The sequence below is a fragment of the Flavobacterium sp. P21 genome, assembly GCF_050632225.1.
In the GTDB taxonomy this organism is placed as follows: domain Bacteria; phylum Bacteroidota; class Bacteroidia; order Flavobacteriales; family Flavobacteriaceae; genus Flavobacterium.
On record NZ_CP192585.1, the window covers coordinates 5,060,174 to 5,075,433 of the forward strand.

10 protein-coding genes and 4 pseudogenes are annotated in these 15,260 nt (G+C 33.7%); all 14 read right to left on the reverse strand.

Going from position 1 to position 15,260, the window contains the following annotated elements:
- Positions 1 to 224: 224 nt before the first annotated feature.
- Positions 225 to 515, reverse strand: coding sequence for a winged helix-turn-helix domain-containing protein (locus ACQ9BO_RS25435; protein WP_431242976.1), 291 nt, complete (start codon positions 513 to 515; stop codon positions 225 to 227).
- Positions 516 to 519: 4 nt separating this feature from the next.
- Positions 520 to 1,133 (reverse strand): annotated as a pseudogene (locus tag ACQ9BO_RS25440) (hypothetical protein).
- Between the two features lie 284 nt (positions 1,134 to 1,417).
- Positions 1,418 to 2,266, reverse strand: a complete 849-nt coding sequence (locus ACQ9BO_RS25445) for a magnesium transporter CorA family protein (protein WP_431245207.1) — start codon at positions 2,264 to 2,266, stop codon at positions 1,418 to 1,420.
- A gap of 167 nt (positions 2,267 to 2,433) precedes the next feature.
- A pseudogene (locus ACQ9BO_RS25450) lies at positions 2,434 to 3,317 on the reverse strand (bifunctional 5,10-methylenetetrahydrofolate dehydrogenase/5,10-methenyltetrahydrofolate cyclohydrolase).
- 129 nt (positions 3,318 to 3,446) lie between these two features.
- A pseudogene (gene ffh / locus ACQ9BO_RS25455) lies at positions 3,447 to 4,800 on the reverse strand (signal recognition particle protein).
- Between the two features lie 325 nt (positions 4,801 to 5,125).
- A complete protein-coding gene (locus ACQ9BO_RS25460) occupies positions 5,126 to 6,808 on the reverse strand; it encodes an MBOAT family O-acyltransferase (RefSeq protein WP_431242977.1) in 1,683 nt (560 codons plus the stop codon).
- A gap of 1 nt (position 6,809) precedes the next feature.
- Complete coding sequence (locus tag ACQ9BO_RS25465) at positions 6,810 to 7,499, reverse strand: SGNH/GDSL hydrolase family protein (RefSeq protein ID WP_431242978.1); 690 nt, start codon at positions 7,497 to 7,499, stop codon at positions 6,810 to 6,812.
- Positions 7,500 to 7,621: 122 nt separating this feature from the next.
- The gene (locus ACQ9BO_RS25470) at positions 7,622 to 8,137 is read right to left on the reverse strand and encodes a hypothetical protein (protein WP_431242979.1); all 516 of its coding nucleotides are present in this window, start codon (positions 8,135 to 8,137) and stop codon (positions 7,622 to 7,624) included.
- Between the two features lie 81 nt (positions 8,138 to 8,218).
- A pseudogene (locus ACQ9BO_RS25475) lies at positions 8,219 to 9,701 on the reverse strand (SGNH/GDSL hydrolase family protein).
- A 221-nt stretch (positions 9,702 to 9,922) separates the two neighbouring features.
- Positions 9,923 to 11,539 carry a T9SS type A sorting domain-containing protein gene (locus tag ACQ9BO_RS25480; protein WP_431242980.1) on the reverse strand — a complete coding sequence of 539 codons (1,617 nt, stop codon included), beginning with the start codon at positions 11,537 to 11,539 and terminating at the stop codon, positions 9,923 to 9,925.
- A 67-nt stretch (positions 11,540 to 11,606) separates the two neighbouring features.
- Entirely contained in the window at positions 11,607 to 12,506 is a 900-nt protein-coding gene (locus ACQ9BO_RS25485) for an HmuY family protein (RefSeq protein ID WP_431242981.1), read from the reverse strand.
- Positions 12,454 to 13,017, reverse strand: coding sequence for a hypothetical protein (locus ACQ9BO_RS25490; RefSeq protein ID WP_431242982.1), 564 nt, complete (start codon positions 13,015 to 13,017; stop codon positions 12,454 to 12,456). Before ACQ9BO_RS25490 ends, ACQ9BO_RS25485 begins: the two co-directional genes overlap by 53 nt.
- 12 nt (positions 13,018 to 13,029) lie before the next feature.
- The gene (locus ACQ9BO_RS25495; protein WP_431242983.1) at positions 13,030 to 13,278 is read right to left on the reverse strand and encodes a hypothetical protein; all 249 of its coding nucleotides are present in this window, start codon (positions 13,276 to 13,278) and stop codon (positions 13,030 to 13,032) included.
- 11 nt (positions 13,279 to 13,289) lie between these two features.
- Complete coding sequence (locus ACQ9BO_RS25500) at positions 13,290 to 15,182, reverse strand: TonB-dependent receptor plug domain-containing protein (protein WP_431242984.1); 1,893 nt, start codon at positions 15,180 to 15,182, stop codon at positions 13,290 to 13,292.
- Positions 15,183 to 15,260: the final 78 nt, after the last annotated feature.

The window sequence follows — 15,260 nt, forward strand, 5'->3', positions numbered from 1 at the left end:
CTACCAAAATTAAATGTGTTCTTTCAGTAAATCGATCTTGGAATAAATAACAAATAAAGCCCGTTAAGACAAGTCCAAAAATAGACCAGTTAAGTCCTGGATCTTCTCTATAAAAAAGCAGTAAAAAAATAAAACTGCAAACGAAAATAATGTGGTGTTTTTTCATGGTTATTTAATTAAAAGTACTTTGTAATTCAAAGTCGTTAGACAAAAAAATATAGTTATTAAGATTTCATTAATTTTTCAAGATAAGAAAGATGTTCTTTAAAAGTCGCGCGTCCTAAAGCAGTTACTTGGTAGGATGTTTTTGGCTTTTTGCCCACAAATTCTTTTTTAACTTCAATATACTCCGATTTTTCAAGAGCTGATGCATGACTCGCTAAATTACCGTCAGTGATATTCAAAAGGGTTTTCATCTCGGTAAAATCTACCCAGTCGTTAACCATCAGAACGGACATAATACCCAATCTGACACGGCTTTCAAAATCTTTATTTAGTTTATCAATAATTCCCATTGGGTTATTTGTATTTTTTGAACATCACTAATCCGTATATAATATGCAGAATTCCGAATCCGATGATCCAAAATATCAAACCATATCCTATAAAAAAAGCGAAATACCTCCTAAAATAAGCTCTAAAAAGCCTAAATATTTAATATCTGAAAAAGTATATTTTTCGGCATTTATAACTGCAAGTCCGTAAAAAATTAAAGTAGATGGCGCAACTAGTCCAAAATACCCGTGATAGATTAAAGCCAAGCAAAAAATGCCTCCTGACACCAAAGGTACAGCTAGATTAAACAACATATTTTTTGTTGCCGATGTCCAAATTGGCAAATTGTATTTTCGGGATTTTCTGATTGTAAAAAAGGCTCCAAATACAAATGCACAAACTAAAATTACAACTCCAGTTAGGAATAAATGAGCAACCAAATCTCCAGATAACAAAATATGATCATCTGTAAAATACTCAATACCATTTATCTTAAACAACTGATATACATACAAACCGCCAATTAAGGCTGAAAGCCCAGCAAAAACTCCTGAAAGTCCGCTTAATGATATAAATCGTGAAGAACGCTCCATCATGGAACGTATATGTGCTAAATCTTCTTGGTGTTTCTGATTCATAATAAAAGTACTTTGCAGTACAAAGTTATTATTTATTTTGAATTGGCAAATAAAAAAGAGTTTTTTTATGAATAGCTCCAACAGTTTCTAAAGACCTTTTACCTCCTTTACAACATTGCGTGAGGGATAGTAGCAAGCTACCGAAGTAGCGCGAATAGCCCGACCGTCCCGAGACAAGAAGGCGTATATGCGCAAAGTATATTTGCCTTCTTGTCTTGGGACGGTCACGCCCAAAGCATATCAAAACAAAAAAACCTGTTCGTGATGAACAAGCTCTCTGTTATTTAAAACCATCGTCTTCTTTTAAAAAGAAATACGCCGATAGCCGATAAAACGATCGAAATTGAAAGAAGAATCCAGATTCCATATTTAATTTCTTCCAGTCCATTAGGAACATTCATACCGTATAAACTGGCAATTAATGTTGGAATCATCAGAATAATAGAAATCGAAGTCATTTGCTTCATGATATTATTCATGTTGTTCGAAATTACAGAAGCATATGAGTCTACCATTCTTGTCAAGATATCGCTATAAATATTTGCTGTATCTTGCGCCTGACTTAATTCAATTTCGACATCTTCTACCAAATCTGTGTCGTAATTTTCGGTTTGAATTTTTAGGTTTTTGATCCTATGAAATAAAACATCATTTCCTTTTAATGAAGTGATAAAAAATACGAGACATTTCTCAATTTGAAGCAATCCCTGTAATTCTTCATTTTTAATCGATTTCTCTAAATTATCTTCTGCCAGTTTAATTTTTTGATTGATTTGTTTAAGGTATTTCAAATACCAAACGCTTGACGAAAGCAAAAGTCTTAAAACGAGACAAAAATTATCGTTGATCTGAATGTGTTTTTTTTGAGAATAACGAACAAGGTCACAGATAATTTCGGTTCTGTAAAAACTGATGGTTACTTTGATATCATCTTTAAAAATAAATCCTAAAGGTATGGTGTAAAATGGTAATTTTATATCCTCTCTTTTTATTGGAACGCGCAAAATTACTAATGTCCAGCCATCTTCCGTTTCAATACGGGGCCTTTCGTCGATATCTTCAATGTCATTGTAAAAAGCTTCGGGAATTTGAAGTTCTTCTAATAAATATTTTTTTCTTCTAACGTTGGTGATTCTACGTTAATCCAACAATTCGAATTCCATTCAGGAATTTCAAATAATCCGTCATTACTTTTATAAAATGTTTTCATTTCAAATTCCGAATATTTTATATGGCTTTGTAAAACTAAAAAGCCCATCTTTACGAGATGGACTTTCTGTATTGATTTTTATTTTTTGTATTATTTTCTTGCGCTTCTCATTTTACGAGCTAAAAGCGTGTTTTTTAATAACATTGCAATTGTCATTGGCCCAACTCCACCTGGAACAGGCGTAATGAACGAGGCTTTTTGCTTACGCCATCAAAATCAACATCTCCTTTGATAACATATCCTTTTGGATTTGATGCATCATCAACACGAGTAATTCCAACGTCGATAACTGTTACTCCTTCTTTTACCATATCGGCTTTTAAGAATTCTGGAACTCCTAAAGCTGTGATGATGATATCTGCGTTTTTAGTGAATTCAGCCAAATCTTTAGTACGACTGTGTGTTAATGTAACAGTAGAATCTCCCGGATTTCCTTTACGGCTCATTAAGATGCTCATTGGACGTCCTACGATGTGGCTTCTTCCAATTACAACAGTATGTTTTCCTGAAGTTTCTACTTTGTAACGTTCCAACAATTCCATAATTCCGAATGGTGTCGCAGGAATAAAACTTTCCATTTCAAGTGCCATTCTTCCGAAATTAGTTGGATGAAAACCATCTACATCTTTATCTGGATCGATTGCTAATAAGATTTTCTGCTCGTCTATATGCTTTGGCAAAGGCAACTGAACGATGTAACCGTCTAGATTATCATCTTCGTTCAATTCTTTAATTTTTGCAAGCAATTCATCTTCAGTAATTGTTTCTGGTAAAGCAACTAAAGTTGAATCAAAGCCAATTTCTTGGCAAGATTTTACTTTACTTCCTACGTAAGTTAAACTCGCCCCGTTATTTCCCACTAAAACTGCCGCTAAATGAGGCACTTTCCCACCAGCCGCTTTTATAGATTGAACTTCGGTCGCAATTTCGTTTTTAATGTCGTTAGATGTTTTTTTACCGTCTAGTAGTTGCATGTGTTGTGTTTATTTTGTTTCAGGTTTAAAGTTTCAAGTTATTTAAGTAACTTAAATTTTTATGTAATTAAAAAAGTTTCAAATTTCAGTTTCTAACTTGAAACCTGAAACTTGAAACTTTTAATATTTTTATCTCGGCATTCCTCCTGGCATTCCTTTCATGCCTCCCATCATTTTCATCAGGTTTTTTCCGCCCGGACCTTGCATCATCTTCATCATTTTGCTCATTTGGTCAAACTGCTTCATTAACTGATTTACTTGCTCGACTTTAGTTCCCGAACCTTTAGCGATTCTGGCCTTTCTTTTTACGTCGATAATGGCTGGCTTGCTTCTTTCTCCTGGCGTCATCGAATAAATAATCGCTTCGATATGTTTGAAAGCATCATCTTCGATTTCAACATCTTTCATGGCTTTTGAAGCTCCTGGTATCATTCCAACCAAATCTTTCATGTTACCCATTTTCTTCACTTGCTGAATCTGCGTTAAGAAGTCATCAAAACCAAATTCGTTTTTAGCGATTTTCTTTTGAAGTTTTCTTGCTTCTTCTTCATCAAATTGTTCCTGAGCTCTTTCAACAAGAGACACAACGTCTCCCATTCCTAAAATACGCTCAGCCATACGTTCTGGATAGAAAACATCAATTGCTTCCATTTTTTCTCCAGTACCAACAAATTTGATTGGTTTGTTTACAATCGATTTGATTGAAAGCGCGAGCTCCACCGCGAGTATCACCATCTAATTTTGTTAAGATAACTCCATCAAAATTCAAGATATCGTTGAAAGCTTTTGCTGTATTTACAGCATCTTGTCCTGTCATAGAATCGACAACGAACAATGTTTCTTGTGGCTGAATTGCTTTGTGTACACGAGCAATTTCGTCCATCATTTCCTGATCTACTGCCAAACGTCCTGCTGTATCGACGATAACAACATTAAATCCGTTTGCTTTTGCATGTTTGATTGCGTTTTGAGCAATTTCTACAGGATTTTTGTTTTCTGGTTCTGAGTAAACCTCAACACCTATTTGATCTCCCACAACATGCGGCTGATTGATCGCCGCTGGGCGGTAGATATCACACGCTACAAGAAGTGGTTTCTTGTTTTTCTTAGTTTTTAAGAAGTTTGCTAATTTTCCAGAGAAAGTCGTTTTACCAGAACCTTGCAAACCTGACATCAAAATCACAGTTGGATTTCCTGAAAGGTTAACACCAGCAACGTCTCCACCCATTAATTCGGTAAGTTCGTCTTTAACCAACTTCACCAATAATTGTCCTGGCTGAAGTGTTGTCAATACATCCTGTCCAATTGCTTTGTCTTTTACTCTAGCTGTAAAATCTTTAGCAATTTTAAAGTTAACATCGGCATCAAGCAATGCACGACGCACTTCTTTTAAAGTATCGGCAACGTTTACTTCTGTAATTTTACCGTGTCCTTTTAATATATGGAACGCTTTATCTAACTTATCGCTTAAATTATCAAACATATTATTTTCTTTATTTGAAGTGCAAAGATAATCTAATTAGATATTTCAGGCAATTTTTATTTTTAAGGTTCAGAGGAACAAAGTTACAAAGGTGCAAAGTTTTTTTGCCACGAATTATACTAATTTCTCTACTTGCTTAACTGTTATTTTTCTCTCGCAGATCCGGCAGATTTTGCAGATTATTTTTTTAGTGGAAATAAAAAATCCCCTTAATCTGGGGATCTGCGAGAAAAAAAACTTCGCGTCTTTGCGCTTTCGTGCAAACAAAAAAGGCGCAGAGAAAAACCTTTGCGCCTTTGTAACTATGTCACTTTGTAACTTTATTTTAGAATTGAAAGTATATAAATGGCTGTGAACCTGCTACCGCTGTTGCGTAAACAATCCAATAAACGAATCCTAAAATTATTGCTTTTACTAAAATTGGCGTTTTATCAAAAACAGATTTCATTCCGTTTGTGAAAGTCTCTGGCAAGAAATGCCAAACGTAACCGAATAACATTAATCCGAATACGTTTTTGTAACCAATAACAATTGTTTTCCAAAGTTCTGGTTCAAATGTTAATTGACCAATATTATTGATTACTTGTAATGCCGTTTCGAAATCTCTGGCGCGGAAAAATATCCAGCAGAAAACTACAAAATGAAATGTGATTACTATTGAAAAGAATCTCCACAAGAAGTTCGGTTTTTTATCTTTTTTGGATGGAAAAAGCTCCACGAAAATTTTATGAATTGCCAAAGCCAATCCGTGTAAAGCTCCCCAAACAATGAACTGGGCTCCTGCTCCATGCCATAATCCTCCGAGAAGCATTGTGGTGAATAAATTCAAATTCGTTACTAAAGTCTGTTTCTTTTTGCTTGAAAGCAGAAAAGATAAGCAGAAAAGTAAAATCGAAACCGAAGCAACGATTAATGGAATTATACTGGTATTATAACTCGTAATTCCCCAAAGCAATAATCCGAAGAAGAATAAACTCGGGAATAAATATCCTGCGAAAGAACCTTCACGGTTTCCTCCCATCGAAATATATAAGAAATCTTTCAGCCAAGTTGAAAGCGAAATGTGCCATCTTCTCCAGAAATCAGTAATCGAAGTTGATTTATACGGAGTTCTAAAGTTGACTGGCAATTTGAATCCGAGCAATAATGCGATTCCGATTGCCATATCTGAATATCCTGAGAAATCACAATAAATTTGAATAGCATATCCGTATGAAGCCATCAAATTCTCGAAAGAAGTATAACTCAACGGCGTATCAAAAACACGGTCAACAAAGTTTACTGAAATATAATTCGAGATTACCGTTTTCTTAATCAATCCGCCAATAATCAAAAACAAAGCATTATTAACGTCCTGTCTCGAAAGATTTAATTTTTGATAAATCTGAGGCAAGAAATCTTTTGCGCGGACAATTGGCCCGGCTACTAACTGCGGAAAAAATGAAACGAAAAATAAATACTCGATATAATTTTTTGTCGGCTTAATTTCTTCGCGGTAAATCTCAATGATATAACTCATCGACTGAAAAGTATAAAACGAAATTCCGACAGGAAGAAAAATATCATGAAGCTGATAATTGCCATGAAACATATCATTGAAAGTCACAATCATGAAGTTCATGTACTTGAAATAACCCAATAATCCCAAATTTAGGATTACGCTTATAACAAGATATATTTTCTTAGTACTATCCTTCGTTGCTCTAAAAATGATTTGGCTCAAACCATAATCCACAACAGAGGAAAGCAATAAAAGCAAAAAATAAATACCGCTTGACTTGTAATAAAAGAAAAGCGAGAAGAGAATCACATACGTCAATCTCAAATAAAATGTTTTGCGTAAAAAGGCATACACAAAATAAAAAACCAGAAACAATCCTAAGAATAAACCGGTATTGAATAAAAGCTTTTCGTCTGGATTATAAACAAACCAGCTTTCAATTTGTTCTGTAGTAATTGCACCAAAATTTTGAATGAACCAATTATTAATGCTATCTATTGTTGTCAACTTAATTCTTTAATTTAAAATTATCGTATGCTTTTAAAATTGCCTTCGCAAACAAGTTTCCTTGTTTTTCATAACCCTTTTTTGAATAATGAACCCAATCTGGGCCAATTATTCCCTGAGTTTTTAATTTTCGAATTCCGTCCATTCCTCCAAATTCATCGTATAAATCCCACACGGCAAAACCATCTTTTTGTGCGATTTCCAAAATTTCTCTTGTATAATCTCTAATATATGTATTGGGCTTTCTTCGAAGCAATGACGGCGGTGGTGTCATTACAATTATCGGAACATTTATATTTTGAGCTTTGATATTGCTTATAAATTCCCTCAAGTGCCTGATGTAACCTTCAACTTCTAAATGATCATAACTCTCATTTGTCCCGAGTGAAAAAACCAACACATCCGGATGCAATGCTTTTAACTGCTCAAAAAATAAAGGATATTTATTATAATCGGAATATTTTGCTCCGTTTACGCCAATATTACTGTACAATATTCCTGGAGAATCTTTTTCCAAAACAATTCCGTTCAATTCATATTTTGAAGCCTCTTTATTCGGAATCAAATAAATTTTTTCCAACGCTTTATCAGAATTGTAATAATGACAAAACGAATCTGATTCTACATTCAACGGAACAAATTCTGAACTTTTAATTGTTTTTTGTTTCGTTTCGTTTGTTGGAATTTTCAAGGTTCTTCCCGAACGGATATTATTTGATTTTAATCCGTTAGCTCTTTTAATCTCTGCAACTGAGACATTATATTTATCCGCAATAGTAGAAATTGCTTCTCCTTTTTTGATTTTATGTGTAATTACTTTTTCTCCGTTGATTGGATCAAATTAACTTGAGATGATGTTGCCAAATCAAACATATTTTGATTTTGTGGCGTAATCACTTTTATTGTATTGAATTTATACGCCATATCTTTCACTCTCAGCTCAACAGCAAAACCGCCATTGTCTCTCCAAAGCCCAATTCCACTCAAACCAACAGGAACGCTTTTTGTCGGAAGAATATTTCGGTAGCTTTCCCAAGTTCTGTTTGAATAAAATCGTTCGTTATAAGATCCGTTTGTTTTAGCCAGCTGATACGGAAAAACCAGACCTCTACCAGCATTCCCCAATTGTTGCTGCAATTTTTTTCTCACTTCATTGGTCATCAAATCACCCTGAATATGCGAATCTCCAATATGAACAATATTTATTTTCTGATTGTTGTAGCTTTCATTCTCCTTCAATTTTTCGAAGAAATCTGTTAATACTTTCGCATTATAAATTTGATCATCAGAAACAGGATCGGCCGCTATTGAATCGACTTTGTGAATCATATTTTTTGGTATTGGAAGTGAATCTGTTTTTACCGTTTTTTCATTAGTAGAGAAAAAAGACAACAGAAAAAAATAATCAGTTTATTCATTTACACTATCATTTTTGACAGAAGTAGAATCTGCTTTGGTTTTTCGAGTCGCTCTTTGCTGATTCGCGACAGCTTCACGTTTTTCACGCAATATTTTATATTCTTCGTAACCTTTATTTAATTGAGTATATAATAAATTCCCGATTGCTTTTGCGCCACGCTGATTAAAGTGCGTGTAATCTTTGTTGGCTCTAGCCGGAGTTTCGTCAACCCATTTCACCATCGATCCGTCGCCTCCCATCAAAGTATATAAATTCACAAAACCAGATTCTGTATCCAATGCATATCTTTTTTGAGATCTCATTAAAGGCACAACAGCCGAATCTGTTTTCATTTCTAAATCATACTTAGTCGATTTATCTGCCGTTGAAACAATTAAAATAGAAACCCCAGGAAAAGATTCTTTTATTTTATTTACTGTTTTGGTCATTCCTCGTTCGTACCAATTATAATTTTTTGTTCCGTAATTCAATACGTTTGTTCCATAATGCAAGATAATCAAATCGTATTTCAGATTATTATTGAAGCCTTGCATTACATTGGCGTTAAACATTGAAATTGGCAAACCAGAATTTCCTCTTTGGGAGAAGTTATCAACGTGAACACCGACTCCATTATCAAAATTGAATCCATAAATTGGAATAGAATCTGCACTTATGAAATTAGCTTTGAAGGCTTTTAGATGTCCTGAACTTACTTTTAAAGTGTTAACCAAATTATTCGGATTTAGATTTTTCTTCAAAGTATCTTTTCCTATAATGAAATTCACTTTTCCGTTTTTAGAAGCTCTTCCGTAAAATAAAGTCGGATTATCTAAAGTTGTAGAATATTTATTCGTTCCAGCTTCATATTGCACCCAAGTTGGGTTGGTTTTATCATTAGCAAAAAAGACATGTCCGTTTACTCCAAAAGGACTTGACGGTTTTTTGACATTCAAATACGATTGTGTTTTCCAGTTTTTAGAATAAGAAGATTTCACCGACCCGCGCGATGCTCGCCGACTCTGAAGTAATCGGTACAAAACCAACGCCATTTCCACCAAAACGTTCCTGATAATTCATTCTAACGTCTTGAACAATTAAATCACCATCAGTCATTGAATCACCATAATAAGCAATTCTAACATTTGATTCCGGATGTTTCTCTAATTGATATAATTTTTCGTAAAACGAAATCAGATATTGGTAACCTTTATAATTATCAAAAGTTTCAGATGGAAATTCAATTCCTTCGACATTTTCATAAACGATTTCTTCTTTTGCATCAGCCTCTTCAATTGCATCAAGACTGTCGTTTGTACCTAATGAATCTTTAGCGACTGCTTCTAGAAGTAAACTGTCGACAAGCACGTTTTTTGAATTCATTTTGCTTTCAGAAAAAATCTTATCTGGCAAAATTTGCTTGAATCCAATAAAGGCAACTAATGCTAATGCAACAATGACAAAAGACTGAAAAAAATATGATTTTGTATTCACTTGAAAATTTAAATTTTAAAGGATTGTTTCTGAAAACTAATTTGAACGAAATTTCCTCTAATTTATTATGAAAAAATATGTGCAAAGATAAGATTAAAGCTTAATTAATAATTGTTTTTATAAATAAAGTAAAAAACAAAAAAGAGACCAGATGAATCTGGCCTCTTTATCAAAAAAATAAAAAAAACAAAGCTAATGATTAACTAACTGTCTTGTAAATGTTATTTGAAAATTACTTTTCCTGATTTAACTTCTTTATTGTCTGATAATATTTTATAGAAATAAAGTCCTTTGCTATAGCTTGAAGGTATATTCCAGTTTATGACTTGATTAGGTGTTACTTTGCCTTTAAAAATTGATTTTTCGTTTCCTATTTTTTCTGAATAAAGTACAATTTCAATTTCTTTATCAGAAGAAAAGTTGGTCGTAAAATTTATTGTTTCGGATGCTGGATTAGGATACATCAATGAAGAATCTCCTCTATCAACAGACTGCTGTTTAAAAGTAGGTACCTTATATAAATTTACATTATTGCTATTTGATCTTTTTAAAGACATTACAGTTCTATGTAATGATGCTGATGGATCAGTTTCCAAAATACTTATAACACGTGGATATTTGTTTAAGTTTAAATCTTTACTCGTTTCCTCAAACCAAATTGGATCTTCTTGACTACCCAAAAACCATGAATACGTATATTCCCCTCCACCTCCAGTCGGCTGACTTCCTATGACTTGATATCCATCAACTGAAATTACATTATTTTGTATTTCAGGAATAGGTAAAGAAATAGGCAAAAGTCGTACATGATTACTTGCTATAGTTTGACGTCCTGATTTTACATATCTCACTATATAAGCATTGGGATACCAATTTAGATAATTATATGTTGCTTCATCAAGCATTAGATTTTGTCCTGTGTCTGGAAAAGTATAAGGGTCTTCCGCTCCCCAAATCATCCAAGAATAAGTGTAGGAGTTGATACCTCCAGTTGGTACGCTACCATTGATCATATATTTACTCGAAGTAATATTATTATTTTGCAAAGCCGGTGCTGGAATTACATTTATTTCAATAATATTACTAACTCTATTTTCACCTGTTGATAAATCTTTCGATCTTCTCCAATAGTTAAATGTTTCAAAATCAACAGGTAAATAATCTTTAGATGTAGCTCCAATGATCGTAACATCGGGTTGATCCCCAACCCAGTATCTTTTATACCATTGATATTTTACGTTTATTCCCATATCCGATCCAACGATAAGACCAGAGTTATCTCCTTCGTTTTTGTAAACAGAATTAGCAGGAATGCCATTAAAAACAATTTTATTCAAATTTTCAGTTGGATTGGTCGGATTAGTCGGATTCGTCGGGTTGGTTGGATTGGTTGGATTGGTTGGAGTTACGGTTTTTGTTATATTTATATCAGGACTCTTAAAAATTTTGCTAGAGCTACTTTTATATTCAGCATATAAAACCCCTCCACTTACATCAAATTGACTTGCATTAAGAGTAATATCAGTTGGTTTTGTTACTTTGGTATTTCCTAAAAAGAAAACGACCTTAGCACTTCCTCCTGTAGGAATGATAGGAGTATCAACGGGATTCTTTTTATAATATATTGTCAGATCTCCACCTGCCGCACTATCGTCAGGGATTACACTTGATGTAATTTCTACAGATAAGGTTACATTTAATGTTGAAACATTTGTCCCAAAATTGATTGAGGAAGATATTGCTCCATTTACTGTCATCAAGGGAACAGATGTAGTAAATTGACCAAAAGAAAATATACTAAATAAACTAAACAAAAGACTTAAAGTAAATTTTTTCATGTTAAAACAAATTAAAAATTAAAAAATAACCTCGAATAATAAATTATCCGAGGTATAAAAAATCATTTTATTTTAAAAGAGTGTATTGGAATGATGGATGACCTCTTTCTAAATCAGCTTTTGCACCACCTGTAAATTTCAATTTATAAACATTTCCTGCTGGATCTTTAATTACAAAGAAACGGTCAGTTCTTAATACAAACTGAGAAACTGGAATTCCGTCAGCACCTGTAACACTAGTACCTCTCCAGTTTGAACCAATATTTCTTTGATCTGCAGTAAATTTAGTATTGTCAACATTTGCTAATGTAAAAGCCTCATAAGTAAATGCAGAAGTAAGAACTTGGTATGCTTTTGCATTACCATTTAAGTTGCTAGTAACGAAATCTGGGTAGAAATATGGAGTTGGAGTCGTTCCAGGAATAATGTTTATAAAAGTTGTAAAGTTAAGATCCCACTGATTTTTTTGTGGTTCAACGCTCACTACTTTTTTATCAATTAAGCTTAAGAATGTAAAATTATAAGCGCTATTTTTAGAAATCACAATTTCTTCGTGAGTAGTAGATGTGATATCAGCATATTGAACTTTATAGTCGCTTCCGCTTCTTAAAACTCTAATTTTTTTCCATCCTCTTGCATCACCACCAACAGCACCTTCCTTTCCTAAAGCAGGTGCAGTAGCAACAGGTTTATTACCTAAGTAAAGCAAGTATACTTTGTTATCAGCATCAGTAACAGAAACTGCCGCAATTGTTGTTTTTGTAATATCCCCAGTTGGATCATCAATTTGAGTAGCAATTCCAGTTCCTTGAGAAATAATCATAGTTTCATCAGTAACCTGAACTTCATCAATATTAGTAGTTGTTAATTGTTTAGCCGCCATTTTCACAGAACTATTCAATACTACTCTAAAATCAGAACCAGAATAGAATCCTAAATCCCATGAATTTCTTACTGCTGTTGTCATTTTTCCGGCTGCTCAAATCAACATATACTTGATTTGGCTGTAATGGACCACCAACTTCCGGCGCTAATGCAGTACCTAAAGAAGCCGCTTCGTTAAAGTTCAACTGAATCGTTTTGTTTCCCGAAATTTGAGCACCCATTGAAGTTCCTGAGATAGTGAAAACAACATTTTTAACTTCAGTTCCAGTTGCATTTTTAATTTTATTAAAAGTAAATTCAACCGAAGTTGCTCCTTGTGCAAAAGGAACAACAAGTTTTTTTGAAGTCGCCGTAGGGCTTGTAGTATAATCTGTAGTATAAGCGACTGCAGTTTCAGTAATATCAAGCGTAATTGTACCAGCAACAGGAGCCGCTTTAGAGAATTTTATTTGAACTGGTGTAGCGTCACTTGTCAAGTTGTATGATGCTTCAGGAAATGCAACAGCAACATCTCCGTGTTGATCGTCGTCATTATTACAAGCTGTAAAAGCTAGTAAGACGAAAGAAAGAATTAAAGCAAAGTTCTTTTTCATGGTATTTATATATTAATTAAAATTTAGGTTATACGTAAGTTTAAGAAAATAAGAGCGCCCATAGCCAAGCATCATATCTGAGACACCGCCACCATGTGTGCCACCAGTTGATCCGCCACCTTGTGTAATTTGCACATTCGTAACATTGAACAGGTTGCGCGCCCCAACGGTCACTTCAAATTTATTGCTAAAGAAATTTTTTCGAACCGAAGCGTCCATCCAGCTATAAGGATTTATTTTGTTTAAATAAAATGCGAGCATTACCGTTTCCATCAGTTCCTGCGAGCATACTGTTGCTGTTGTCCATTATATTTATAATAAAGAGCAAATAGCGTGTTCCATTTCGGAATATTATATGAAATACTAGAATTCAACTGTAGTGAATACAAGTATTTATCATCTGAAGTAATATTCAATTCAGCCAGATCAAGTTTTTGAGAAATTCCAACTAAAGCCGCTCCCACTTTCAAATTCCAATTTTTATATGCAAATTGTTCGGTTGTCGAAATATTCCACATTTTATATTTATTAATATTGATGTATTTGTATTTCGAAGGCATAATTTGCGTCAATACCATATCAATTCTGTCATCAACATCTAAGAAAGTCACTGCTACATTATTAGCAACCTGTGCGCCTGACTTAAAATTGCAAAGTCTTTTAAAACTCACTTCATAAGAAGTACTATTTTCTGGAACAAGGTTCGGGTTTCCTTGTACATTATGATTAGAATCAACAAAATAAGTGTAGAGTTCATCAAAATTTGGTGTACGGTATGATTTCCCAAGTGAAGCTCTTGCTTCCAACCCTTTTTTGAAAAGATATCTTAATCCTAAAGAACTAGCATATTGATCTTTAAAAGCAGTTTGAATCGAGTATCGAAGTCCTGGACGAATCGAGAATTTATCTGATAAGCTAATTTCGGCAACAGTAAAAATGTCGTAATTTTCTAATCTCTTTCTAACATCAACAGATTGAAGAACATCATCTAGAAAAGTTCCTGCGGCTCCGCTATAAAAACCATTTTCATTCGTGATCTCATAACCCAATTGAAAATCAACCTTTTTATTGTTAAAGAAGTTGCTTAAAGTTCCTGTAGAATAAAGAACTTCTTTAGACTGATACGTAAATCTGTTATCATTAGACTCTTCCCCTGTTTCTAATTGATAATCAAACAATTCAGCATCACGTTCTTGCTTTTGATGAGATAAAGAAACATTAAAATTTAGTTGCGAAAAAAGTTTTCCGTTTGCATTCAAATGGTGGTAAAAACGATTTGTCAGATATCGTTTATCTCTTGCAAAATAAGTTTCAGGAAAAGGATAATTATCTTGAGGAACTAAAATTGGACTATAATAATCTACATTTTCTCCGTAGTAATCAAACTTGTAAAAAATCTTAAAATTAGATTTTTGATATCCCAACATGGCGTTTCCAACCCATTGCTCTTTCGGAAGCCAGCTATATCCTCTTAAACCATCGTTAATGCTGTAATCTTTTCCTTGTTTATCATTATAAAAACCTTCAAAATTATTGTGGTTTCCGCCAACATTAATGAACCAGTTATCATTAAAATTATGTCCAACTTTTGCAGACTGAATATGTCGACCTTTATCAGTAAGTGAATATTCATTTCCAACTGTTTCTTCCTGAACCGTTGCGCTGATATCCCATTTGTGAGGTCCGCCTTTTTTTGTGATAATATTTAAAATCCCGCTGACAGCATTCGCTCCATGAGTCACTCCCATTGAACCTTCAATAATCTCGATACGCTCTACATCGTCAAGATTTACCTGCGTTAAATCAACATTAGTTCCCATTCCTGTATCACTTACTAATGGAATATTGTCTACTAAAATTTTGAAATACTGTGAATCTAATCCAAACATCGAAACCGTCGAACGCCCGTCGCTTCCACTATTTTGAATGGTGATGTTCAAATATTGATTTAAAACATCTGAAAGATTATTTGTCGCTAATTGCTTGATATCTTCTTTAGAAATCACACGAACATTAAAAACCGATTTCTTAATCGATTGTGGCTCCAGCTGTCCTGTTACAACAACCTCAGAAAGTTTTTCCTGAGATACAATACTATCTTTTTGCTGAGCAAAAGAATAAGCACAAAAAAGAAGTCCAGCAAAAAGGGTAATTTTAATTTTCATTATTTTTATTCAGTCTTAATAATGGCGCAAATATATAAACTATTTTTATTTGTTCTAAATAAATTATATATATTTGCA

Bases quoted from the DNA above. Each gene is read 5' to 3' on its own strand.
- ACQ9BO_RS25435 (WP_431242976.1), bottom strand. From the start codon at position 515: ATGGGAATTATTGATAAACTAAATAAAGATTTTGAAAGCCGTGTCAGA.
- ACQ9BO_RS25470 (WP_431242979.1), bottom strand. From the start codon at position 8,137: ATGATTCACAAAGTCGATTCAATAGCGGCCGATCCTGTTTCTGATGAT.
- ACQ9BO_RS25480 (WP_431242980.1), bottom strand. From the start codon at position 11,539: ATGAAAAAATTTACTTTAAGTCTTTTGTTTAGTTTATTTAGTATATTT.
- ACQ9BO_RS25485 (WP_431242981.1), bottom strand. From the start codon at position 12,506: ATGACAACAGCAGTAAGAAATTCATGGGATTTAGGATTCTATTCTGGT.
- ACQ9BO_RS25490 (WP_431242982.1), bottom strand. From the start codon at position 13,017: ATGAAAAAGAACTTTGCTTTAATTCTTTCTTTCGTCTTACTAGCTTTT.
- ACQ9BO_RS25495 (WP_431242983.1), bottom strand. From the start codon at position 13,278: ATGCTCGCATTTTATTTAAACAAAATAAATCCTTATAGCTGGATGGAC.
- ACQ9BO_RS25500 (WP_431242984.1), bottom strand. From the start codon at position 15,182: ATGAAAATTAAAATTACCCTTTTTGCTGGACTTCTTTTTTGTGCTTAT.